General features: G+C 27.3%; 29 protein-coding genes and 1 tRNA gene. 10 read left to right on the top strand and 20 right to left on the bottom strand.

Features of this window, described 5'->3' with window-relative positions; genetic code table 11:
- The first annotated feature begins 7 nt into the window (after positions 1-7).
- A complete protein-coding gene (locus ACAN_RS00520; protein WP_099334649.1) occupies positions 8-361 on the top strand; it encodes a DUF1641 domain-containing protein in 354 nt (117 codons plus the stop codon).
- Between the two features lie 17 nt (positions 362-378).
- On the opposite strand, the gene ACAN_RS00525 is transcribed toward ACAN_RS00520, so the two are convergent.
- The 5 genes from ACAN_RS00525 to rlmB all read right to left on the bottom strand — a co-directional run bounded on the left by ACAN_RS00525 (position 379) and on the right by rlmB (position 5,827).
- Positions 379-1,743 carry an MATE family efflux transporter gene (locus ACAN_RS00525; protein ID WP_228150644.1) on the bottom strand — a complete coding sequence of 455 codons (1,365 nt, stop codon included), beginning with the start codon at positions 1,741-1,743 and terminating at the stop codon, positions 379-381.
- 71 nt (positions 1,744-1,814) lie between these two features.
- Positions 1,815-3,077, bottom strand: a complete 1,263-nt coding sequence (locus ACAN_RS00530; RefSeq protein WP_079580296.1) for a homoserine dehydrogenase — start codon at positions 3,075-3,077, stop codon at positions 1,815-1,817.
- 15 nt (positions 3,078-3,092) lie between these two features.
- Positions 3,093-4,304 carry an LL-diaminopimelate aminotransferase gene (locus ACAN_RS00535; protein ID WP_079580297.1) on the bottom strand — a complete coding sequence of 404 codons (1,212 nt, stop codon included), beginning with the start codon at positions 4,302-4,304 and terminating at the stop codon, positions 3,093-3,095.
- Between the two features lie 2 nt (positions 4,305-4,306).
- A complete protein-coding gene (locus ACAN_RS00540; RefSeq protein ID WP_099334650.1) occupies positions 4,307-5,128 on the bottom strand; it encodes a hypothetical protein in 822 nt (273 codons plus the stop codon).
- A gap of 9 nt (positions 5,129-5,137) precedes the next feature.
- Positions 5,138-5,827 (bottom strand): 23S rRNA (guanosine(2251)-2'-O)-methyltransferase RlmB, encoded by a 690-nt coding sequence (gene rlmB / locus ACAN_RS00545; protein WP_079580299.1) that lies wholly within the window; start codon positions 5,825-5,827, stop codon positions 5,138-5,140.
- A gap of 114 nt (positions 5,828-5,941) precedes the next feature.
- On the opposite strand from rlmB, the gene ACAN_RS00550 reads away from it, so the two are divergent.
- The gene (locus ACAN_RS00550) at positions 5,942-7,921 is read left to right on the top strand and encodes a methyl-accepting chemotaxis protein (protein ID WP_099334651.1); all 1,980 of its coding nucleotides are present in this window, start codon (positions 5,942-5,944) and stop codon (positions 7,919-7,921) included.
- 18 nt (positions 7,922-7,939) lie between these two features.
- Here ACAN_RS00550 and rsmI read toward each other — a convergent pair whose 3' ends face one another.
- From rsmI to ACAN_RS00570, 4 genes are all read right to left on the bottom strand, one after another.
- Positions 7,940-8,749, bottom strand: a complete 810-nt coding sequence (gene rsmI / locus ACAN_RS00555) for a 16S rRNA (cytidine(1402)-2'-O)-methyltransferase (RefSeq protein WP_099334652.1) — start codon at positions 8,747-8,749, stop codon at positions 7,940-7,942.
- Between the two features lie 9 nt (positions 8,750-8,758).
- A complete protein-coding gene (rpmE, locus tag ACAN_RS00560; RefSeq protein WP_079580303.1) occupies positions 8,759-8,962 on the bottom strand; it encodes a 50S ribosomal protein L31 in 204 nt (67 codons plus the stop codon).
- A gap of 82 nt (positions 8,963-9,044) precedes the next feature.
- A complete protein-coding gene (miaA, locus tag ACAN_RS00565; RefSeq protein ID WP_099334653.1) occupies positions 9,045-9,923 on the bottom strand; it encodes a tRNA (adenosine(37)-N6)-dimethylallyltransferase MiaA in 879 nt (292 codons plus the stop codon).
- The gene (locus tag ACAN_RS00570) at positions 9,924-10,118 is read right to left on the bottom strand and encodes a hypothetical protein (RefSeq protein ID WP_079580305.1); all 195 of its coding nucleotides are present in this window, start codon (positions 10,116-10,118) and stop codon (positions 9,924-9,926) included.
- A gap of 99 nt (positions 10,119-10,217) precedes the next feature.
- On the opposite strand from ACAN_RS00570, the gene mqnP reads away from it, so the two are divergent.
- From mqnP to ACAN_RS13940, 5 genes are all read left to right on the top strand, one after another.
- Positions 10,218-11,072, top strand: a complete 855-nt coding sequence (gene mqnP, locus ACAN_RS00575; RefSeq protein ID WP_099311377.1) for a menaquinone biosynthesis prenyltransferase MqnP — start codon at positions 10,218-10,220, stop codon at positions 11,070-11,072.
- Between the two features lie 9 nt (positions 11,073-11,081).
- Positions 11,082-11,891, top strand: a complete 810-nt coding sequence (locus tag ACAN_RS00580; protein ID WP_165773068.1) for a GGDEF domain-containing protein — start codon at positions 11,082-11,084, stop codon at positions 11,889-11,891.
- A 41-nt stretch (positions 11,892-11,932) separates the two neighbouring features.
- A tRNA-Arg gene (locus ACAN_RS00585) sits at positions 11,933-12,009 on the top strand.
- A 190-nt stretch (positions 12,010-12,199) separates the two neighbouring features.
- Positions 12,200-13,435: a tyrosine-type recombinase/integrase gene (locus ACAN_RS00590; RefSeq protein ID WP_099334655.1), complete on the top strand. Its 1,236-nt coding sequence runs from the start codon at positions 12,200-12,202 to the stop codon at positions 13,433-13,435.
- A 118-nt stretch (positions 13,436-13,553) separates the two neighbouring features.
- Entirely contained in the window at positions 13,554-13,721 is a 168-nt protein-coding gene (locus ACAN_RS13940; protein WP_165773069.1) for a hypothetical protein, read from the top strand.
- A gap of 527 nt (positions 13,722-14,248) precedes the next feature.
- Here ACAN_RS13940 and ACAN_RS00595 read toward each other — a convergent pair.
- The 3 genes from ACAN_RS00595 to ACAN_RS00600 form a co-directional block, all read right to left on the bottom strand.
- A complete protein-coding gene (locus ACAN_RS00595; protein WP_099334656.1) occupies positions 14,249-14,479 on the bottom strand; it encodes a type II toxin-antitoxin system HicA family toxin in 231 nt (76 codons plus the stop codon).
- Complete coding sequence (locus ACAN_RS14070) at positions 14,479-14,613, bottom strand: hypothetical protein (RefSeq protein ID WP_265734355.1); 135 nt, start codon at positions 14,611-14,613, stop codon at positions 14,479-14,481. Before ACAN_RS14070 ends, ACAN_RS00595 begins: the two co-directional genes overlap by 1 nt.
- A gap of 95 nt (positions 14,614-14,708) precedes the next feature.
- Positions 14,709-16,595: a hypothetical protein gene (locus ACAN_RS00600; protein ID WP_099334657.1), complete on the bottom strand. Its 1,887-nt coding sequence runs from the start codon at positions 16,593-16,595 to the stop codon at positions 14,709-14,711.
- Positions 16,596-16,814: 219 nt separating this feature from the next.
- On the opposite strand from ACAN_RS00600, the gene ACAN_RS00605 reads away from it, so the two are divergent.
- Positions 16,815-18,500, top strand: a complete 1,686-nt coding sequence (locus ACAN_RS00605; RefSeq protein WP_099334658.1) for a DUF262 domain-containing protein — start codon at positions 16,815-16,817, stop codon at positions 18,498-18,500.
- Between the two features lie 427 nt (positions 18,501-18,927).
- Here ACAN_RS00605 and ACAN_RS00610 read toward each other — a convergent pair whose 3' ends face one another.
- From ACAN_RS00610 to ACAN_RS14075, 8 genes are all read right to left on the bottom strand, one after another.
- Positions 18,928-19,128 (bottom strand): hypothetical protein, encoded by a 201-nt coding sequence (locus ACAN_RS00610; RefSeq protein ID WP_129587504.1) that lies wholly within the window; start codon positions 19,126-19,128, stop codon positions 18,928-18,930.
- Positions 19,129-19,171: 43 nt separating this feature from the next.
- Entirely contained in the window at positions 19,172-19,474 is a 303-nt protein-coding gene (locus ACAN_RS00615; RefSeq protein ID WP_228150645.1) for a DUF2958 domain-containing protein, read from the bottom strand.
- An 11-nt stretch (positions 19,475-19,485) separates the two neighbouring features.
- A complete protein-coding gene (locus ACAN_RS00620; RefSeq protein ID WP_099334661.1) occupies positions 19,486-19,704 on the bottom strand; it encodes a hypothetical protein in 219 nt (72 codons plus the stop codon).
- Positions 19,704-20,411, bottom strand: coding sequence for a Rad52/Rad22 family DNA repair protein (locus ACAN_RS00625; RefSeq protein ID WP_099334662.1), 708 nt, complete (start codon positions 20,409-20,411; stop codon positions 19,704-19,706). Before ACAN_RS00625 ends, ACAN_RS00620 begins: the two co-directional genes overlap by 1 nt.
- Before the next feature lie 9 nt (positions 20,412-20,420).
- A complete protein-coding gene (locus ACAN_RS00630; protein WP_099334663.1) occupies positions 20,421-21,014 on the bottom strand; it encodes a hypothetical protein in 594 nt (197 codons plus the stop codon).
- A 10-nt stretch (positions 21,015-21,024) separates the two neighbouring features.
- Positions 21,025-21,840 (bottom strand): DUF932 domain-containing protein, encoded by an 816-nt coding sequence (locus ACAN_RS00635; RefSeq protein WP_099334664.1) that lies wholly within the window; start codon positions 21,838-21,840, stop codon positions 21,025-21,027.
- 137 nt (positions 21,841-21,977) lie between these two features.
- Positions 21,978-22,148: a hypothetical protein gene (locus ACAN_RS13945; protein ID WP_165772949.1), complete on the bottom strand. Its 171-nt coding sequence runs from the start codon at positions 22,146-22,148 to the stop codon at positions 21,978-21,980.
- Positions 22,123-22,248 (bottom strand): hypothetical protein, encoded by a 126-nt coding sequence (locus ACAN_RS14075; protein ID WP_265734356.1) that lies wholly within the window; start codon positions 22,246-22,248, stop codon positions 22,123-22,125. Before ACAN_RS14075 ends, ACAN_RS13945 begins: the two co-directional genes overlap by 26 nt.
- Positions 22,249-22,403: 155 nt before the next feature.
- Here ACAN_RS14075 and ACAN_RS00640 point away from each other — a divergent pair, with 155 nt between their 5' ends.
- Both ACAN_RS00640 and ACAN_RS00650 read left to right on the top strand, forming a co-directional pair.
- On the top strand, positions 22,404-23,012 hold the full coding sequence (locus ACAN_RS00640; protein ID WP_099334665.1) for a hypothetical protein: 609 nt from the start codon (positions 22,404-22,406) through the stop codon (positions 23,010-23,012).
- Between the two features lie 324 nt (positions 23,013-23,336).
- Positions 23,337-24,068 (top strand): tellurite resistance TerB family protein, encoded by a 732-nt coding sequence (locus tag ACAN_RS00650; RefSeq protein WP_099334667.1) that lies wholly within the window; start codon positions 23,337-23,339, stop codon positions 24,066-24,068.
- Positions 24,069-24,071 lie beyond the last annotated feature (3 nt).

Genomic DNA, 24,071 nt, shown 5'->3' on the forward strand with positions numbered 1-24,071 from the left:
GAAAATAATGAGTGAAAAAGTAGAAGTTCTAAAAACAGAAGAGATGGAAAAGCTTGAAGAGAAGTTCTCAATGCTAATAAAAACTGGTAGAATAGATAATCTAATAGATTTATTAGCTGTTATATCAGATAATATTGAGATGACAACTGCTCCAATGGTTGATAAGATGATAGGTACAGTAGATAATCTTGCCACAGCAGGCTTTGTAACAGAAAATGCTGTAAGATATGCAAATAGAGAAATGAAAAAAAATGAAGTACCATCTTTATTTGGTTTACTTAAACTGTTAAAAGATGAAGAGACAAGAAAAGGCTTAGCTTTTGTTCTTCACTTGACAAAAGGTATTGGGAAGCAAGTATAACTTTTTAAATAAACTTTCTATTTTTTAGAAAGTTTATTTAGTGTAACCTCTTTTAAAAGCTTTTGTGTATAAAAGTACGCAAAAATAGCAGCACTATAAATCATGATAAGAACACCAACCCATAAATAGATATAATCTAAAGCAAGCCAAATAACTATAACATAAGCAATAGCATATTTTGCAATTAGTTGACGATATAAAGCTATATATAAAATCATCTTAGGTCTTTTTATACCTTGAAGTGTTGATACACAAATAAATAGTATTACATAAGCATAAAAAACTAAAACTTCAATAACTAAATAGTCATATCCAAAGCCTATAACTATAGGATCTGAGTCAAATTGAGAAATAATAGTTTTACCGAAAATATATAAAAATATTATTCCAAAAGTAGCAATTATAAATCCATATTTTAAAGCTTTATTTACAGTTTCCATAACTCTATCATATCTTCTTGCTCCAAAGTTATTTGAAACAATAGAAAGAACAGCAGAACTAAGTCCAAGTGCTGGTAGAAGCATGATTTGCTCAACTCTAAAACCTACTCCATATCCTGCTACTGCTTTTACTCCATAAAGTGATACAAAATACATTAAAAACAAAGAACCAATAGACATAATAAGCATATTCATTGATGAGGGAATACCTTGATTTATAAGATCTTTGTATATTTTTTTATGGGGAAAGAAATAGTTTATTTTATTAAAATGTACAAGCTTAGTATCCATAACTTTAAGTAAAAGATATGAAGCATTTAAAAGTTGTATTAGTATAGTTGAAAGTGCTATTCCTTTTAAACCCATAGCAGGAATAAATAAAAATCCATATATAAATAAAGGATTTAATGCTAAGTTTGCAAAAAAACCAAATATTAAAGTATTTCTATAAGCTTTAGTATCTCCTTTTGATACAAGTATTGCATTAAGTGCAAAATTAGTCATGAAAAATATAGTTCCAGCTAAAATTATATATATATAATCAAGTGCCATTTGTAAGTATTCACCACTTGCACCTAATAGTTTAAATAAATAAGGTGAGATTATAAATCCAATTATTGTAAGTACTATTGCAAGTAGTTGCATAAAGAAAATACCTTTATGGGCATATATTGAAGCTAAAAAACTTTTAGAACGCCCACTAGCATTTCCAATAAGTGCTGTAATAGCAGAAGAGAATCCATATCCCAATCCAATAATTGTAAAAAATATCATAAAAGATAGTGAAAGTGCAGAAATAGCTTGTGTAGAAATAAGTCCAGCATAAAATGTATCTACAACATTGTACATAGTATTAAAAAACATTCCCGTACTTGCAGGAATAGTTATTTGTTTAAGTAAGCTTGGAATATCATCTTTAAGTAAATGTGAGTCTGTTTTCAAATGCTAACCTTAATTAAGTTATAAATGTAGATATTAGCTAAAAAGTAAGTTTTAAAGATTAGAAGAGAAGACTAATCCTCTATTCTAATCATTGCTGGTTTTTGAGTTACTACTTTAGTATTTTCTAACTCTTCAATTGCTTTTAAAATATCTTTTTCAACTGAGCTATGAGTTGAAAGTAAAAGATTTGATTTTTGATTACCTAAAGGTTTTTGTAACATCTTTTCTATTGAAATACCACAATCTCCCAAGATTGAAGCTACTTTTGCTAAAACGCCTGTTTTATCTGCAACTTCTAATCTTAGATAATATTTTGTTCTTGTTTGGTTTTTATTTAATAATGAAAGTTTATTTCCATAATTTCTTTCAAAACCAAGCATTGGAGAGCCTTTACCTCGTCTTGCTATATCAACAATATTTGCAATAACAGCACTTGCAGTTGCATCTCCTCCTGCTCCTGGCCCATAATACATTGTTTCACCAACTTTATCACCAATTACAGAAATACCATTCATAACCCCATCAACTTTTGCAATCATTTGATCTTTTGGAACAAATGCTGGGTGAACTCTAAGTTCTACATTGTCATTTTCTCTTTTTGCAATACCAAGAAGTTTAATAGAGTAATTAAACTCTTTAGCAAACTCAATATCATAGCTTGTGATATTTTCAATACCCTCAATTAAAATATCTTCTGGTTTTGCATCAATTCCATAAGCAATAGAACCAAGAATTAGTAGTTTATGTGCTGCATCAAAACCACCTACATCAAAAGTTGGATCAGCTTCTGCATAACCTAAATCTTGTGCTTCTTTAAGAATATCCTCATACTTTACACCCTCATCAATCATCTTTGTAAGCATATAATTACAAGTACCATTCATAATACCTTGAATTGAAAGAATATTATTTGCAGTTAATCCTTCTCTTAATGCATTAATAATAGGAATACCACCCGCAACTGCTGCTTCATATTCAAAAGGGATATCTTTAGCAAACTCTTCAAGCTCATATCTATGGTAAGCTAAAAGTGCTTTATTTGCAGTAACTACTGATTTTCCTTTTTCTAAAGCTTTTTTTACAACTTCATAAGGCTTCTCAACTCCACCCATAAGCTCAACTACAATATCAATTGAGTCATCATTTAAAACCTTATCTATATCATCAGTTAATTCAATAGATACATCTCTTTTTTTAGATAAATCATTTACAACTCCAATTGTTGGTATTAGTTCCCTTCCAGCTCTTGCAGTAATAATCTCTTTATTATCTTTTAAAATATTTGCTACACTTGAACCTACTGTTCCTACACCAATAATTGCTATTTTTAACATTTTTTATCCTAATAATTATAAAGTTTTTAAATATTTTTTTATATTTTTTGCTGCTTGTCTAATTCTTTTTTCATTTTCTATTAAGGCAATTCTTACATATTTATCACCATAATGACCAAATCCAATACCTGGACTTACTGCAACTTTAGCTTCTGTTAGAAGCTGTTTAGAAAATTCCATACTTCCAAGATGCATGGCTTTTTCTGGGATTTTTGCCCATATAAACATAGAAGCATTTGGTGTTTCCATTTCCCATCCAGCATCTTTGAATGCTTCTATCATAACATCTCTTCTATAGTTATATTTTTTAATATGCTCATCTACACAATCTTGTGGTCCATCAAGTGCAACAGTAGCTGCAACTTGAATAGGTGTAAACATACCATAATCAAGCCAAGATTTAATTCTTTTTAAAGCTCCTACAAGCTTTTCATTTCCAACTATAAAACCAACTCTCCAACCTGCCATATTGTATGACTTTGAAAGTGTAAATGACTCAACTGCAACATCAATAGCACCTTTTGCTTGGAAAATTGATGGTGTTTTATATCCATCAAAAGTAATATCAGCATATGCAATATCAGAGATAATATAAAATCTCTCTTTTTTAGCTAAATCAACCAATCTTTGGTAAAACTCAGGTCTTACTGTTGCACAAGTTGGATTGTGTGGAAAGTTTACTAAAACATATTTTACTTTTGGAATAGATTCTCTTAATGTTTTATTTAATCTTTCAAAAAACAGATCTTCATCAACTCTATAGTTTTGCTCATCAAATGGTAGCTCAAAGTTATGAATAGCTCCACCTGCAAGCATAAATGCATATGAATGTATTGGATAAGTTGGGTCTGGAACAACTGCAACATCTCCAACATTTACAATAGCTTGAATAAGATGAACATATCCCTCTTTACTACCCATTGTAGCACAAGCATGTTTATTAGGATCAAGATAATCAACCCCATATTTTCTTTTATACCAGTTACAAATAGCAAGTCTTAGTTTATAAATACCAGCACTTGCACTATATCCATGATTTTTTGGTTTCTCAGATGCTTCTTTTAATTTATCAACAATATGTTTAGGTGCTGGACCATCTGGATTACCCATTGAAAAATCAATAATATCCTCACCTCTTCTTCTTGCATCCATTTTTATTTCATTAACTTCTGCAAACACATAGTTTGGAAGTCTTTTCATTCTTTCAAATTCAATTTCAGGAAACACTACTACTCCTTAATTATAATACTTAATCCACGCTTGATATTTATAAGCGTGTATAAGTCATCTATTTTTATATATTTTGTGTTTTGTGGCACTTCAAGAACTAACTTTCCATGCACCTTATCTTCTTTGATAATTTTTAAAATATTTAAACTCTTATCATAAAATACAACTTTAGGGAACCAGCTATTTAGTATTTTTGATACAATAGTGATACTACTAGCATCACCTTTGATATTTAGTAAATAAGGTTTAAGTGGTTTTCTTAAATATTTTTTTTCATCCACTGTTATTTGAATTGAGTTATTTAAAGATGAAAATGTTGTATCAATGCTATATTCCCATTTATTATCTCCCTCTCTTTTTATATCAGCAACTCTACAATTTTGTTTATAAAGTTCATTTGCTAAAATGAGAGGGTCAATGGCGGCTTCTGTTTTCAACTTGATTTCCCAATTCAAATTCTCTTTGTCATATTTTAATGTTTTTGTAAAATAGTAGTAAAAACCCAAAGATTTAAGAGTATCTTTTAAAATCTTTAAAGATTTTACAGGATCATGATTTGTATTAAATTTAATATAAACATCTTTTGGTCTATCTAGTGATAGATTTAAAAGACCATTGCTTTGAAGTTTTTTAATCACCTTAATATAATCAATATTTTCCCCAATTATATAACTTTGTTTATCTTTGAATATATAATTGATAAGATTTTTATGCTTAATATAGTCAAACTCTCCAATTAAATTTGATATTTTATTATCAAGTATAGTTGAAGCTTGTAGTGTTAAAGCTAAAAGTGTTAAGAAAAATATTTTTTTTATCATGGCCTACTTCTATTTTTTCAAATTATATATTAATATTCCTGCTGCAACAGATACATTTAAAGAGTTGAAATCATGTTGCATACCAATAGATACTTTCAAGTCAAGTTTCTTTTCAACTTTTTTTGAAAGACCTTTTCCTTCACTTCCTAAAAATAGTGCAACTTTATCAGATTCATCTATTTTCCCATATTTTTTCAAATCAGTACCATCCATCGTTGCACCAATAAGTGCAAAACCACACTGCTTTAGTTCATTTGCTAAATCAAGTGTATTAGGATATAGGGCAAAAGGAATATCAAGCATAGCTCCAGAACTTGTTCTTATAAGACCTGAATTATTAAGAGTTTTTACATTTGAAGCTACTATTGCATCAACACCTAGTGAGTATGCAGATCTTGCAATTGCTCCAATATTACCAACATCTGTTAGTCCATCTAAAACTAAAATAAAATTCTTTTCTTTTATTTCAGAAATATCACTGTACTCAAACTCTTTTAGTCTTAAAAAAAAGCCTTGATGATTTCCACCTTGCGCAAGGGCTTGTGCTTTTTTATTATCAAGTCTTATGACTTTTTTACCAAGTTTTAAAAATTTTGAGAATATTTTTTTATCTATCTCTTTTGAAAATAGAACCTCTTCAATTAAGTGAGGATGTTTATCAAGTACGTGTAGTACTATTTGTTTTCCATATATTATCATAGATAAGATTTTATCGAAAAAATCTTGATAAACCTCTTTAAAGCAAATATTGGATAATTTAAAAAAAAGAATTACCATTAAAGTATTTTTTTATTATTTTACAAGGATTTTTTTATGGATAATCTTAGTAGCCAATATATTAAGGTTTTAGATACAAATGAATTACAAATAAACAAAGAGCAAGTACAAAAACTCTTTTTTGAAAATGAAGCTCCAAAATTAATAATAGGTTTTATATCACCTCATATTGATTTTCATGCTATTTCTGAACAAATAAAGTCATATTTCCCCTCTTCTACAAAAGTTGTTCTTTCTACAAGTGCAGGTGAGTTGTGTACTTTTAACTTAGATGAAAAAAGAGATTCTTTATATCATGATGCAAGTTCAACTTGGAATAATATCGTTTTGCAAGGCTTTAGCCATGAAGTTATTGAAAATATTCAAGTTTTAACAATACCTTTATTTAGTGAAGATATCGCAAATAGCACTATTTCTCCTGCAAATAGAATTGCAAAAATAAAAAATGAAATAGATAATCAAAAAATATCATTTAAGATAAATCATGAAAACTGTTTTGCTTTAACTTTTGTAGATGGTTTATCTAATAGTGAAAGTTTTTTTGCAGAAGCTGTTTATGATAGTGGAAAACTTCCATGCTTACTAATTGGTGGTTCTGCTGGCGGGAAATTAGACTTTAAAGATACATTTATTTTTAATAATGAAAAAGCTTTAAGACACAATGCAGTTGTAGTTTTAGTAAAATTAAAACCAACTATAAAATATGGAGTTTTCAAATCTCAAAGTTGCGAAGATATGAAAATCTCTTTTTTAGTTGCCCAATCCAATGTACAAAAAAGAACTGTACAGAGTGTTTTAAGTACTAAAACAAACAAAATAGTAAATATCTTAGATGCATTAAGTCAATATTTCTCAACTTCTCTTGAAAACTTGCCAGATATTTTAAAAGATTATAGCTTTGCAATTAAACTTGATGGTGAGATATATATAAGATCAATTGCAAATGTAGATGTAAAAAATAAAGAAATTGCATTTTTTTGTGATGTAGCTTTTGGTGATATTTTGCATCTTGTAAAAAACAAAGAGTTTACACAAACTACACAAGAAGATTATGAAAGATTTAAACATCAAAAAAATCATAAACCAATAGCAGCACTTTTTAATGATTGTATTTTAAGAAGATTATTAAATCAAGATAAATTAAACTCTTTGAAAACTTTTAATAACATTGCTGTTGCAGGGTCTTCTACCTTTGGTGAATTGTTAGGATTAAATATAAATCAAACTCTAACAGCACTGTTTTTTTATAAAGTTGAAGAGAATGAAGAGTTTTATGATGATTATGTAGATAATTTTGTAAGCAAATATGCTTCATTTTGCTTATATTATAAAAAAAGAGAGGTTTATCAATATCAACTACTTTCAAGAGTAAGAACCGCACTTTTAGATAATCTAAAAGATGCCTTTCCTTTAATTCAAGATATGGTTACCATCATCAACTCAGTATACAAAAATACAAAAGAGGGAAATGAAGTAATAGATGATATGATGAATAGATTTGAAAGATTTACTCAAGATATTCAAAGCAATGTATCTACAAACAATGATTTAGTAGAAGATATGAAAAAGTTAACAGTAGATGCAAATGATATCAAAACTGTTTTATCTTCAATCTCAGAAATTGCAATACAAACAAATCTACTTGCACTAAATGCAGCTATTGAAGCATCAAGAGCAGGGGAGTATGGAAATGGATTTAAAGTAGTTGCAGATGAAGTAAAAAAACTTGCAAATAAAACACAAACAAGTCTTACTCAAAGTAATAAATCAGTTGATATTGCTACTAAAAGCATAGGTGGAATATCAAGTACAATAAGCACAGCAAGCTCAAAGCTTCACAATGTATCAGAAGATGTATTTAAAATAAGTGATTCATTTAATGAAATTCAAAAAAACTCTAAACAAACAAATGGATTTATTGAAGAAAAGATGACAGGTTTTGATAAATTGATTGAAAGTATCAATACAATTGAAACAATTCAAAGTAATCTTGAACAACTGGAAGAAAATGTATAGGTAAAACTTAGGTTTTGCCTATTGCATTAGTTCTTGATAGATATCTTTTGTTTTCTTTCCTGTAAGTTTAGAAAGAAGTTTTGCTTTTACTTTTGGAGCTAAATCTAAATCTTTTATATCATCAATATTTAAAGCTTGACCCTCAAAAATAGTTGGCTCAATAATTACTACCCATTCACCTTTAATATTTATATCTTTAAAAATTTCAAAGATATTTTTAGCACTATCCTTAAAGCTTTTTTGATGTAATTTACTTATCTCTTTTACTAAAAAAATTGTTCTATTTTCATCTATGTTTTTAATCTCTTCTAAAAGTTTTAAAAGTCTATGTGGTGACTCATAAAGGATACCAAGTTTATCACTTTGCATTATTGTTTTTAGTTTTGAAGCTCTATCACTTCCTTTATGTGCTAAAAAACCATGAAATGAAAAAGTTGTATGTGTAAAACCACTCATTGCATAAGCTGTAAGTATTGCATTTGCACCTGGAATAACATCATATTTAATATCATTTTTTATACAAAAATCAACAAGCGTAGCTCCTGGATCACTAACACATGGCATTCCTGCATCACTTACATAAACAACATTTTTAGTAAAAGTTTCTTTATCTAAAGTTTGTAAAACTTTACTTTCATTATGTGAATGATAAGATTGAAACTGTTTATTTTCAAAGTTTAGATTAAATTTTTCAGATAGTAAATTTAGTAGTTTTTTTGTAACTCTTGTGTCTTCACAAAAGATTAGTTCCGCTTCCATAAGGGCGTCTAGAGCTCTTTTAGAGATATCCTCTAAATTTCCTATGGGTGTGGGAACTAATATTAACAAGACAAAGTCTTATTTATTTAAATTATATTTAGCTTTAAACTTCTCAACTCTACCAGCAGCATCAACAATTTTTTGCTCTCCAGTAAAGAATGGATGACAAGCTGAACAAATGTCAATTCTTAATGTTTCAACATTTGATTTTGTTTCAAATGTATTTCCACAAGCACAACTAACTGTACAAGCTTTGTAATCTGGGTGAATGTTCTTTTTCACTTTAACTTCCTTAAGGTTTCTAATGTCTACTAAAAGGTCAAATTTATGTGTTGCCCTTTAATAAACTCTTTTAGGGGAGGGATTATAGCGAAAAAAACTTAAGAATATCTGAATTTAAGTTTTCTATAATATTTGAAGTTTTATTCTCTAAAAATTGTGATTTGTTAAAAGTATTTTGTCTTTTTGCTAATTTTGCTGTATTTGTTAAAATCTTTTCTTCAAGCTCTTTTTTTGTAAGTTTTCCATCAAGATATTCTAAAGTTTCAATAATTCCTATTGCACTCATACAGTTTGGCTCTCTTGTGTAAGTTTTTTCTAAAAATATAACTTCATCAATAAGTTTATCTTCTAACATCTGTTTTGTTCTTAAAGCAATTCTTTTTCTTAAGTCATCCCTTTGCCAAACTATTTCAAAAATTTGCAAATCTTCTATAATTGGTGTTTTTTTGTTTTTTTTGAAAAATTGTGTTGGAGTCATACCACTTTGTGTATATATACCATAAGCTTTTTCTATTCTGTATGTATCATTTGGAGCTATTTTTTCCATATACTCTTTGTCTAAGTTATATAAAATATCGTATGCTTCTTCTTTTGGGATATCTAGTTTATTTTTTGTATCAATTCCTGTAGAAATTCCCTCAACTAGTGCTTTTAGATAAAAGCCTGTTCCTCCTACAATGATTAGGTTTTTGTTATTGTTTTGTGCAAACTCTTTTGCCCTTTGATAACAATCAATAAACTGAATAACATCAAAAGTTTCATTAGCATAAACTTCATCTATACCAAAATGAATAATATCACCTCTTTCTTGTACAGTTGGCTTTGCAGATGCAATATCTATTTGTTTGTACACAGATAAAGAATCAAGAGATAAAATTATAGAGTCTGTTTTTTTTGCAATATCAAGTGCTAAAGATGTTTTTCCTGAAGCAGTTGAACCTATAATTGCTATTTGTTTCATCTAGTTATATCTTTTCTCATACTCTGATAATTTTTCTTCAAGTTTTGCAATCTTCAAATCTTTTTGATGAATTTCATCTAGTAATTCAGAAATTTGTTTGTTATTTGAGTTGTGAATACTTGTTTGGTTTGTTGAAATACAAGCTGTAAAAGTTGTTGTAATTAAAATTAATAATAATATTTTTATATATTTCATTTGAATCCTTTGTAAAATTTTAATCAAATACCAATAAAAAACAGTTGAAAAATCATCATATAAATTACTTTATATGTAATATTAGATAAAATCGATTTTATGGAAAAAATAACAAAACTATTAAATGATTTCAATGAACTAGTAATGTTCAAACACTCAATCTTTTCGCTGCCTTTTATTTTTATTGCAATGGTAGTTGCTGCAAATGGTTGGTTTGGGTTTAGCCTTTGTATTTTAGGTATCTTAGCTGCACTTACAGCAAGAAACTTTGCTATGGGATTTAATAGATATCTTGATAGAGATATTGACGCACTTAACCCAAGAACAGTAAACAGACCAAATGTAGATGGAAGAATCTCGCCTACACAAATGGCAATATTTGTAGCACTAAATGCAATTGGATTTATAATTGTAGCATATTTTGTAAATGATTTAGCTTTTTATATGTCTGTGCCTATTCTTATTGTAATAGGTTCATACTCATACTTTAAAAGGTTCTCATTCTTAGCACATCTAATTTTAGGTGTTTCTTTAGGACTTGCTCCAATAGCTGGAGTTGTTGCAGTTAGTGAAACTATACCTTTATGGGCTATTTTGTTGAGTATTGGGGTGATGTTTTGGGTTGCTGGATTTGATTTATTGTATTCATTGCAAGATATTGATGTGGATAAAGAGTTAGGACTTCACTCAATCCCAAGCAAATTTGGTGCTAAAAATACTATGATAATCTCAAGAGTATTTCACCTTTTTACAGTAATATTTTGGTTACTATTTGTAATTGTATCAAATAGTTCAACTTTTGCTTTTATAGCAGTAGCAGTAAGTGCTTTAATGTTAAGTTATGAGCACTATTTAGTAAATAAAGATTTTAGAAAAATTGATAAAGCTTTTTTTACTGTAAATGGTTACTTAGGTATAGTATTTTTTGTACTAATAGTATTGGATAATTTATAAAGATAAATGATGAGTAATAGACTTAAAGAAGTAACATTTTTAACTGTTAATGATTTAAAAAATGAAGATATAATCTTGCCAAGTAAATACTCCCAAGTATTTGAAAATCATGCAAATAGTTTAGAAGTAAATATAGAAGATGAAAATGTATTATTTAAAGATTTACATGAAGATAATGTAAATATTGACAAAATAGTAAGGCAAACAAATGATAACTTAAGTATCTTATATCAATCAACAGATGATGCAAGAACTGCAATTTTAAATAAAGATGATAAATCTCTTCAAAATATTTATGGTGAACTAGCAAAAATGAAAAGTAAAATAAATCTTTTACAAAAAGAACTTTTTTCAGATAGTTTAACAAAAGCTTTTAATAGAAAATGGTTTATGGATTACTACTTAATAAATAAAAGCTTCCCAGAAGATGGAGCTTTGGCATTTATTGATTTAAATAAGTTCAAATATATAAATGATACATTTGGACACTTAGTAGGAGATCAAGTACTAAAGTATCTTGTGGATTTTTTGAAAAAAGAGTTTAAAGATAAAGAGATAAAAGTTTTAAGATATGCAGGAGATGAGTTTATTGTACTTTTTAATCAAAATACAATAAATCAGTTTGATATTAAAACACTTATGACAAATGCACAAAAAAAACTTGCAAGACAAAAACTAAAAACCTCAAAATTTAAAAATATCCAATTTTCATTCTCTTTTGGATTAGTACCATTTAAAAAAGATGAACAATTAGAAAAAATAGTTCTAAAAGCAGATGAACTAATGTATAAAAATAAAAAAGCCTTAATATCTAGATAATTTTAAGTTTTCTTTTGATAAAATTCCAAGCTATCATAAACGCGTCTGTGGCTCAACTGGATAGAGCTCCCGGTTTCGGCCCGGGTGGTTGTGGGTTCGAATCCTACCAGGCGTGCCATTGTATAATCCCAATTAATCTCAAATAGTATCAATAATCACCTTATTATAGGGCTTTTATACGCTTTACTATAGTATATAATCTCAATCAATCTTATTAAATCTTGCAAATAAATGGAACATAAATTGGGTCTTTTTGTAAAAAGTGTTATAATACATAAAAAAACGACCCAACTAAATAAGGACTATTCATGGCTAAAATGAATTTATTAACTGATTTGGCAATAAAGAAAGTAAAAGTAGAGAGTAAAGAAACTTATTTAAACGATGGGGCAGGACTAAGGTTATGTATTAAGCCTAATGGAAACAAAGTATGGGAGTTTAGGTATAGTTTTGAGGGTAAGAGAAGAAAAACAACTTTTAAAACATATCCTATTGTGAGTTTAAGTAATGCTAGAAAAAAAAGAGATAAATGTATAGAGTTATTAATAAATGATATTGATCCAATTGAACATAAGCGTAACAAGAAAAAAGAAAAAATTCTAGATGAAAAAGGAAATTTTTTATCAGTAGTTTCAGAGTGGCTAGAAAAAGAAGCAGAAAGAACTATGGCAAGTACTCACAAGGGGAAAGTAAAAGTTTTTGAGAATGACATTTATCCGTTTCTTAGAAATAAACATATGAACCAAATTGAGATTAATGATATTATCAAGATAATTGAAGTTAAAAAACTTCAAGCCCATGAAGTTGCATCTAAAATTTATAACTACCTAGATAACTTATTTAGATTTGCAGTTTTAAGGGGATATTGTGAAAGAAATTTACTATCTGACATTAGAAAGTCTGATATTATTCGAGCAAAAGAAGTTAAACATTATTCTAAAATAACTGATGAACAAATACTATGTGAGTTAAGGGATTTAATTTACAATTATAATGGTAGCCATTCATTAAGAAATGTACTTAAGTTTGTTTTGCATGTTCCTTTGAGAGCTGACAATCTATGTACTATGGAATGGAATTATATAGATTATCAAGAAAAAAGTTTGACTATTCCAAGGGAGAGAATGAAAGTTAAGAGTAAAAATCTTAATGATTTTAAACTACCTTTAACAAATGAAGTAATATCAATCTTGGAAGAGCAAAGATTGTTTACTGGTCATCAAAAATATGTATTTTTAGGTACTAATAATAGAAATCATATTAACAAAGAAAGCCCTAATAGAGCACTACAAAGACTTGGATTTAATGATGAAAAAAGAGGACGTAAAATTAGACTTCATGGATTTAGAGGAACTTTTAGAAGTATGATAGATACATTAGATATTGAGAATAAATTTAGCTTTGAATTAAAAGAAAGAGTTCTTGATCATCATGAGCAAAATGAAACTGTAAGAGCATATAACCATAGGGCAGATTATTTTAAGCAGTTTATCCCATTAATGGAATTTTGGAGTGATTATCTTTTAAGTTTGGAATCAAAATAATTTTTAGAGTAGAGAGTGTTAGAAATTGTTAGTCAAGATTTACACCCTCCCCTTTATTTATAAAAATATACAATAAATTATATAATAATAACTTATATAAAGTGATTTTATTTTACTTATGCTATCAATTAAAATTGTAAATAATGAGTATATCCCTGATATTAAAAATTTAAGTTTTATAGATATAGAGAATAGACAAATAAAATACTTGATCCAATCAATGAAAAAAATACAACAAAAGAGTTTAGAGATAATGTACGATTTTTTTAGAAGAGTTAATAAATAATTACAATAAAATCCAAGAACAAAATGTTATTATAAATTGTAAATATTTTTAAAGTGGAGTTTAAATACCTAAAGCTATAAATAAGGCTTTAGGTGATTTTCAAACAATTTCGAGACTGTTCAGAATTTTGTGTCAAAGCTTGGTAGTCCTAGAATTTTAGTATGTTAAACTTACTTAGTCAAATTGTGCTAAATATTACAGGTTGTGGGACTTGGTTATATGTCCTATTTTATGTTGATAGATCAATATTATCAGATGTATCAAACCAAGATAAATATAACAAAATCAAAAAGTGAACAACAATGAAAAAGATGAATATTAAAAGCAATCTTAAAATCTTTTTTGAGCTTGAAAAATATAGCAGTTTTTTTAAAGATAGAATAGCCCTTTAAAGGACGATTCTATACTGTGTGATTTTTTATTTTGAAGGAGGATTATTTCCTCTTCCTCCACCTGATGGATTTCCTGTTGTACTTGGACCATTAGGTGGTCTAACTGCTGATTTTCCCATTTTAATTCCTTTTTATTTAACTAATTGAGTTAATAAACTCAGCCTTTGAAATACCAATATCTTTTAGTATTCCACTTAATAAACCAATCTTTACAGTTTTCTTTTTATATACAGGAACTATTAGAGTTTTTTTAGTGTTATGTGTATAAACTCTATGATTTCCTCTATTTTGTCTTTCAAGTCTATAACCTAATGTTGTGATAAACTTGATTAACTCCCTTCCTGTAATATTTGTTAAAGAAGCCATTACTTATCTTTTTTATTTCCACTAGCCTTATTAGTGTCTTGTGGGTTGAGTTGTCTACTTCTATTATCAAACACCTTTTGATAGGCTTCAGTAGTGGGATTTTTTTGATTTGATTTATGGTCTTTATTTGACATAATCTTCTCCTTTTATTTTTATGTGATTTATAACCACTTTTAGAATATTACAAAAAAATTAGTTCGTTAGTTGGGTGTTAACTCGTACATGAAGATTAATTATAAAAATAAATTGGAAATCCAAGTGATTCTATGCTTTTAAATTCTGGTAATCCAATTTTAATAAAATAGTTATTATATTTATTCAATAGCTTTAGGTTGTTAGTTTCGTAAGCACAATAAGCAGCTAGTTTTATTAAAGCTATAGTTTCTTGAAGCTTTTTTTGATTTTTTATATATTTTTCATAATATTCATCCCAATAAATCAAACTTTTATCAAACTCTTTAGCTTTAAAATGAAAGAATGCTTTACACATTAAATACTCATTTTCTTTTATTTCATACCTATTAGAATTTAATAACATTTGTTTATATATATCACATAGATGTTTTGTTTCATGATATTTATGTTTATTCTCAGATATAAAAACATTTGTATATAAAGCAAGGTAAGAAGATATGGAAATTTGTTTGTTATCTTCATTATCAGCTACTTTAGACATTTGAAGTACAATATTTTCTGCTAATTCATAGTCAGAACCTACATAACTAGGAAATAAATTATATAAACATTCAAAACTTTTTTCACTTTTAACATTTTCTAATTTTTCATTTCTTGACATTTCCTGATAGTGTTTTAATTTACCATCTATATCATCAAATTTTTTATGAAAATATTTTATATGCTTTTGCAGTTTTGATATACAATCTTTAATACGTTCATCTTTATTTTGCCAAAATAAAATAAATTTACTTTGATAAATATCTTCAAGTTCAAAGATTTGGAACTCAGGATTTGAAAATTCTACAGTTATGTCGCTATATAAAGTTTCAATTATCTTTTCAAATGGAGCATTGAATACTCCAAGATATTCATACTCATAATCAAATACATCTTCCTCTAGATTGTATTTTTTAGCATATGATGTTCTTTCTATTTGTCTATTATAAAGGAATTGATAATGATGTATTAATTGTACTAGTTTATTATTTTCAATATCTGCTACATTTTTAAAATTAAAATACTTTACTAATCTTTTATATAAATCCTGTACTGATCGACCAATAAAAAAAACTTTTATGAGTTTATCACAACTAGGAATAGCCCATCTTTCTTTTATAAAAGTAATAAAATTTAATTTTTCTTCTTTTGTAATATTCTCTTTTGTAATAAATATTTTATCAACTAATGAATTATAAGGAATCTCATGTTTTAGATTTTCAATTGAAATCTTTTTTTTATTTCTAACAAATTCAATTGCACTTTGAAACTTTTCGTTAATTTTATCTTTTTCATTAGGAATAAAAACTCCATGATAGTTTAATTCTATAGAACAATGTTCTTCAATACTCTTTTTATCTGGTAGCGTACCTTTTCCCCATTGTTTAATTGTATTTTTTGATTCAATAGGTCTATCTTCATTTATGTTCTTTTCATCTAATTCAATGCACAGCTTATCTAAACTTTTTCCATATAAATCTATCCACCAATTCATTAAATATTCCATTGGTAATTTAAGCTTATTGTATTCAGTAACATCAGGCAAATACCAAAATCTACCACCTGATAAATTTTTATCAATTCTACTTCCATAATCACTATCTAAAGTTGCAAAACGCATAGCTAAATAAGGGATTACTAATCGTTTTAAAATTATCCAGTTTAATTTTTTATCACTATATGGGAATGATAAAGGGAATAGTTTTACATATAAATTATTATATAAAAATAGTAAATCTGTAAAGATATTAACTAACTTACTGTTTTTATCTTCAATACTTAATTTTTTAAAAATCAAATTAATGTGTTCAGAGTATTTATCAAAACTCTCTTCATTTGTAGAAAATCTTTTCTTTTCAGATGATTGTTTTAATTTTATTTCTTTCATATCAAAATCAAGTAATTGCATTAGTTTAATCAATATTTCTTCAGTGTTTAGCATTTATTCTCTTTATTATTTTTGACATTTAAAATATATAGAAAATTATTATATCAAATGATTCCATAACTAACTTCTTATTAAAAACCTACATCTTTTGTAAATACTAATAAAAATTATGAAAACTAAAATTAGAACTGTTCAATAATTGTTTTAAAGCATGAAAGAATACTTCAGATATAATAACTTTTCTTTTAAATTGACTATTTGGAGATGTTAAAAATGGAGTTCAAGCAAACAACGATATTAGGATTTTTTGATAGTTCTCAAAAAAATTATGAAATACCAGTATATCAAAGAGCTTATGCATGGGATAAAAAAAATTGGGAAATATTTTTAGAAGATATAGTTGAGCAATTAAATGGTGACAATAGCTATTTTTATGGGAATATTCTTCTTGAAACTATTAAAAAAGATAGAAACTATGAAGTAATTGATGGACAACAAAGATTAACGACATTAACAATTTTTATGAGAGCACTGTTAAATGTTATAGAGCACAGAAAGAATGATTCACTATTAGATGACTTTGATATAGAAGAGAAAATTAGAATTTATATTAAAAATAGTGGGAATATTAAACTTAGACCTGTCGAATATGATAGGGCTTGTTTTGATGCAATAATAGTGGATAACAAGAATAAATTTGAATTTAATACACCATCTCAGAAAAAGATGTTTGAAGCAAAAGAATTTTTTACAAAAAAATTATCAGATTTATCCACTAATAAGGTTTTAGATATTTTTGAAAAAATTGAATATACCGAACTTACTACTATTGAACTTACTAGCAAAAAAGATGCTGCTTTAATGTTTGAGCTTCAAAATAATCGTGGAAAAGATTTGACAAATATGGAAAAACTAAAATCTTACTTCATGTATCAAATGTATGTTTATAGCAATGAAGATGAAACTAATACAAATATTGAAAATATTTCAAATATTTTTAAAGATATTTATAAACTTATTAATGACATTAAACTTGATGAAGATAGTATATTGATATATCACAACCAAGCATATATAAAAGGCTATCCCTATAGAACCCTTGAAGACTTAAAAGATGAATTCAAAAAAACTGAAGATAAAATATTTTGGATCAAAGAATATATTAATGAACTTCATACCACTTTTTCTAATATCAAAAAATTTGAACTTTTTAGTAGTAAATATAAGAGTTATTTAGAGCATTTAGGAATATCTGCATTTATATATCCATTTATAATAAAAGGGTTTAAGTTTTTTGGAAATGATAATTATAAACTAGATGAATTATTTAAAGTCTTAGAAATTGTTTTATTTAGAGCTAAATTAATAAATAGTAGAGCAAATATTCAAGAAAGATTGAACAAAATACTTCTTGGATTTGAAGGAGATGTTAATACTCTTAAAAGGAATATAAAAAATAAACTTAATGAATCTTGGTATTGGGGTGACGAGAATACAGAAAATCATTTTAATACAGAAAATATGTATGACAATAATGTACTTAATTATCTTTTATGGAGGTATGAAAACTTTCTTCAATCTAAAGGGTATAATATTAAGAACTTTTCAATAGAAAACGAGCAAATTGAGCATATTTCACCACGACAACCAAATAATGGTGTAATTGAAAATGGATATGACATTGATGAGAATAGTGAGTATGATGAAGAGTTTCATACTGAATATTTGAATTGCATAGGTAATTTAATGCTAATCTCTGGTTCTCATAATGCTTCAATTGGGAATAAGCCTTTTAATGAAAAGTTAAATTCTTATAATAAAAATCCACTTTTAAATCAACAAGCTGAAATTAAAAGTTTTGCTAAAGAAGAAGATGGAAAACCTGTCTGGAAAAAAGAATCTATAGATGAAAGACATAAAAAAATTGTTGATTTTGGATTAGATACTTGGAGTTTATAAAAATAAAGCAAATATTTTTTAATTCAACAATCTCTTATATTTGGAACAAAATTAGAAAATCTCAATATTGGATTTATAACCTTTATATAGAGATATAATTTGTTCCAAGAAGTGTTCAATAAGTAGAATTTATAGATTCTCTCAAACCCTTAAGATTTTTTGAACAACAAAAATCACTTTATGCAGCTTCTGTAAGCTGTTTAATAAGAGGAGCTGAAACTACATCTTTAGCATCTGTTTTGCATCAGGTTTTAATTGTTCAAATGCACCTGTTAAATCCTCTAGAATAAATTCTATCAGATTGACCTTATGTAATAAGTTTTTTAAACATATCTGTTTTAATTGCACCCCTTTCTTCGACTTCTCTTATGCTAAAAAGAATTTTTTGAGGTATTATATCTTCGTAATTTGTTGACATCTTATCTCCTTAGTCTAAAAGAAATTCTATTGCATCTTTTGCATTTCCAGTACAAATGCCACCATCTATCATATTTGAATCTAAAAAATCATCGTTTTTATCTTTTTCATTTGATGTATAAACATTTATAATATATCCTAAATCTTCACTTTCAAAAACTTGATAAAATAAGTCATTATATTGAAATTCTAATGATCCATTGGTTTTCAAACTATCAGCTAAAATATTAAGATTATCTTTTTGTACTTTTTCATTATAATTTCTCCTTAACTTTTGATAATTTAATTGGTTTAAATGAAAAATCTCGTTCAATAGGTAAACCAAAAGAACCTTTTATTTTTTCTAATTCTTTTAAAGAAAAGTAGCCAAGTTCAGTCTCTAAACCTTTAACTAAGCCATAGCAAATATCTTTGTTTTCTTTTGAATACTCTATTACATACCAAGTCCAATTAGCATCAGGAGTAAAAAGTTTTACTTGACAGATTGGGTCTTTTATGTCTTCTGTTTCATAAAGATTTGGTATATTTTGTAATATATGTTCGGGTATAAGTTTCATTATATTTTCCTTTATAATTCTAAGTTGTGTATAAATTCACCAATGTATTCTAAAGCAGTAACTTTTTTAAAAGAAAACTCTTGTAAATATGATTGATTGAATTTAAAGTCTTTAAATGCTTCTAAGATATTATTGCCTTGACCAGTTCCTAATATCTGCAAATTAGATATCTCTTTATTCTTACAATCATATGTATAACCATCTCTTGTAAAAAATATGAAATTTCTCATTATGCAACTCCTTGTTCAAGCTGTTTGTACCATTGTTTAGTTTTTCCATCCCATCTAAAGCCACAAGCTTTAATGGAGTCTTTCTTAGAGAATATATCATCACCAACTACAATTAAAAATCCATTTTGTTCAACGATATTTAATGCTAAGTTATAAAGTGATTGATATTCATATTGATTAAATGCTTGAGTAGAGTTTCTTTGATTTTGATTGTTTGAAGGTGGCATTTGTTGATTATGGGATGATTGTTTATTCTGTTGCTTAGCTTGGTTTTGATGGTTTCTACTTTTATCATATAGTGAGTTACCAAATTGATTGCCAAAACTTCTTAAACTTCTTTTTAATGCATCTGTTATAGCTTCTTTTGCACCGCTTTCATGTGAGTCAGCTAAAGTTTTAGCAATTCCACTTCCAAAGCCTACATCTTCTCTATTTACTAGTTTTATATGATTCTCATCATAAACTAAAATATTTACTAATGCTTTATAACAAACTACATAATTTTGATTTTGATTTAACTCTTGTGATACTTGCTCTAGTTTTGAAATAGTATATGACCAATTACCAAAACCAAATACTTTATTTGCAGTTTCAATTACATCAAAGCCCTCTAAATATGAAAGATTGATATTTCCTTTTTCTCTTGTCTTAATTCTTGAACTATTTAATTCAGTATTTAATACTTCTAATTGCTTATTATTAAACATTACTACTCCTTAAGCTACTTGTTTTTCAGTAATTAAAATTTCATCTGTTTCACTACTCTCATTTGCAGAATCTCTTTTAAGATTAACTTTTATTTTTGCTGGTGTTGTTTGTGTAACTTCAATAAGTTCAACTAGTTCTTTTAACTCATTTTGTCCTTGTTTTGTATTCATCGCTTTTTCGACAGCTTCATAATCAACACTAAACTTTACATAGCCTAGTGCCATTACTTCATTTTCATTTTTTACTGTTAGTACATTTTTTGTTTTAGAAGTAGGTTTATTAATAGTTAAAGATGAGATTATATTCCCATCAATTCTATCAATACCATTTTCTTCAAAAATTTGAGCTGTTAACTCTTTTGAAAGTTCCAAGGCTGTTGAAAGCTTTTTCTTTAAAGCTTGAAGTTCAGAAATATCTTTTGATAAAACATTAATTTTATGTTTTAATTCATCAATAGACAAACCAATATAATCTGCTCTTTGATAGTATGGTTTAGATGTATCTTCTAAAATAGTTTGAAGATACTCTTTAAAAAACTTTGTTGATTTTTTATCACTTAGATACTCTATTTGATTTTGAAGTGTATAATTTACTAATTTCATTGCTTACTCCTTATGCAGCCATTAAATAAGTTGGCTCTTTAATAGTTGCAATTTTTTCAGCCATATCCCAAAGGTTTTTATTTAAACTTGCATCTTTTGAGATGGAAGAGATTTTTTTACTTGTAAATCTTCTATTTGTTTGTTTATTAACTCCTTTTATGTTCCCTCTTATTAAGTTTTCTTGGATGATATTTAAAGTAGTGTATAAATCATCTTTAAAATCTTCTTCTCTATTTGGAAGAAGTAAATCTTTATAATCAACTTCTAAATGTTCTTCAAATCTTAAAGGAATAGTATTTTTTGCAAAAGACTCTTTTTCTGCTTCATTTAGTTTTATCGATTCGAGTTTTTCTATTCTTTTCATCAGCTTTGGTTTTACAGCAGTTATTTTAGCAATTGCATTAGATATATCATTATCTCTATCTCCTAAATGTTTTATTTTATAGCTTTCAAATACATTATCAGAGATTACTAATCCATTTGCACAAACAAATCTATATATACCTGCACTAATAGAGAATGCTTTTGTTCTGTCATGAGAGTTAAATAATAATAATTCTATAGCATTTTCTTTAGGGTTTAATAAATCTTCAAAATGTCTAAATCTTACACAATGTTGTTGATATCCTTCTTTCTCAATATCTCTTACACCTGCTTCACTTACATTTACTGGATACCAATTATGAGATTTTATCTCTTCAATAACTTCTATTGTTGGTATAAAATGATATTTAGCACTTACATCTTGATGAGCTTCTTGAGTAAAAAGAGTAGGTGCTTTTGTTTTTAGTTGTTCATTACTTAATGGTTTTATATTTACTGACATAATTAATCCTTTGTTATAGTTTTTGGGGTTAAAAGTCTTTTGACTTAAACTAATCATCTTTTGTTTCTAAATATTCTTTTACTATGCTTGCAGAAGCTATTAAAATAGCCATCAAAATGGAAGGAGGTATATTCATTTTACGCTCCTTGTAGTGGTTGATAGTAAGGGTTATTTATAGATTTTATCTTTGATTTTTTCTCCATATCTTCAAGTTCTTTACTAAAATAATTAAGCCATTCTTGGAATGATAAATCTGCTAACTCTATATCTTTATCTTGTTGTTTATTTCTTTGTTCTTTTATCTTCATAACACACCTTTCTCTTTATCCATCTTTGACTATCACAAACTAAATCACCATGTTTTGGTTTAGTTGTGAATACATAGAACTTTTTTAACTTTTGAAACATTGTAATTGCTCCTTTTATGAGTTTTCAAAGTGGTAGTACACTTTGTCTATGTTGATGATATATGATTGAAAAAATTTGATATTCACTTTATAAAACGACACCTCCTGTCAAAACCCTATGTAATACTTTTAAAAATGAAAGATAAGGAGATAGTTATGATTCGTTATGTTTTAGGTGGAGTTGCCTTAGCTGCTACTGGATATGGATTAAAAAGACATATTGAGGCTTGTAATGTTTTTACAAATGTAAAAAAACAAAATATTCAAGAAGAGAAAGAAGAGCTGAATCATGTTAAGTTATACGATGATGAATTTGAAATAATTCCAGAACTAAAAAAGAGTATAGAAAACTATGAAGATGCAAAAAAAAATCTTAGACAAAGTAGTCTAAGAGAGTTAAAAAGTGCAATATCAGAGATAAATAATATTGATAAACAAGAAATAATTTTAAATCTCGATTATGTAGAAAGATATGATTTTAAAAGCTACAGTGATGAATTAATAGAAGAGTTTGAAAATTATACAAAAATCTTACAAGACATAAAAAACTATATTGATAAAAACCTTGATAAGCTAGATTTGATAATCATAGCAACAGATGATTATTCAAATTATGAAGAAGATGATAAAAATTTTGTTGATAGATTTATATCAATATGTACAATACTAGACAAAATTGAAAATACAAATATAACAAATGACAAAGAAACAATAGTAAGAGAAATAAAAAGAGGATATGGGAAGTTGAATAAGATTATTTATTAGTTTGTTCTGGGCTTAATAAATCACATAATTTTACATCTAAAATTTGTGAAATTTTTAGCAGTTGTTCAAGGTTAAAGTGCTTGTTGTTATAACAAATTTCACTTCCAGATGCTACTAAAACTGACTTGTAACCCATTTGTAAAGATAGTTCAAGCTGAGATAAATTTTTAGCTTTACGATATTTGGCAAAGCTGTTCAGAAGTTAATTTTTCCATCTGTACAAGTTACTTATAGTGATTATTTTCTTGTAAGTCTAGTTGATATATAATATAATCTTAATACAGTGTGAAATAACAGTTTTTTAAAATAAAAAAGAGGTGTAATATGAATTTAGGTAAAGTATTAGGTTTAGCTGCTTTAGGTGTAGGTGCAGTTGCAGCAGCACCATTTACGGGTGGAGGTTCAGTTTTAGGGGCTGCAACACTTGCAGGTTCATTAGCGGGAACAGGAACAATTGCAGCTGCAGCAGGTTTAGGAGTAGCTGGTGCTGCAACAGGTTATGGAATCTCAAGAAAAGATAAAGAACGTGAAGAAGAAGATAATAAAAAAGATAAAGAACTTGCAAAATTAAAGGCGGAGCTTGAAAAAATTAAAAAGTCTCTTGAAGTTCTTCATTCTGATATGGAATACTTTAATTTTATTATTGCAGCAACAGCAGTGGGTTTAGCAACAGCTAATGCAGATGGAAATATATCAGAAGATGAATTGATAGATATAAATGAGTTTGTAGGGGGTATAGGAAATTCACAATACCCTCAACATGTTAAAGATTCTCTTCAAGAGTTGAAACAAAATATACCTAGCCTAGGTACAGTTATGAAATGTCTTGAAAAAATTCCTCCTGAGAGTGTAAAGTCACTGGAGGAACTAATAGAAATTGTAATCATGTCAGATGGTTACGAACATGAATCTGAAAAACGATTTAGAATAGCTTTTCAAGAGCTGGTAAAAGATGTTGTATACAAAAAAGATGATAGCCAAAATAATGAAACTAAATTTTTAGAAGAAGCAAAAAACAATATTGAATACATACTTCATTTTCCAGAAGTAGCTTAGGAG

It is taken from the genome of Malaciobacter canalis (assembly GCF_008000835.1).
GTDB classification, from domain to species: domain Bacteria; phylum Campylobacterota; class Campylobacteria; order Campylobacterales; family Arcobacteraceae; genus Malaciobacter; species Malaciobacter canalis.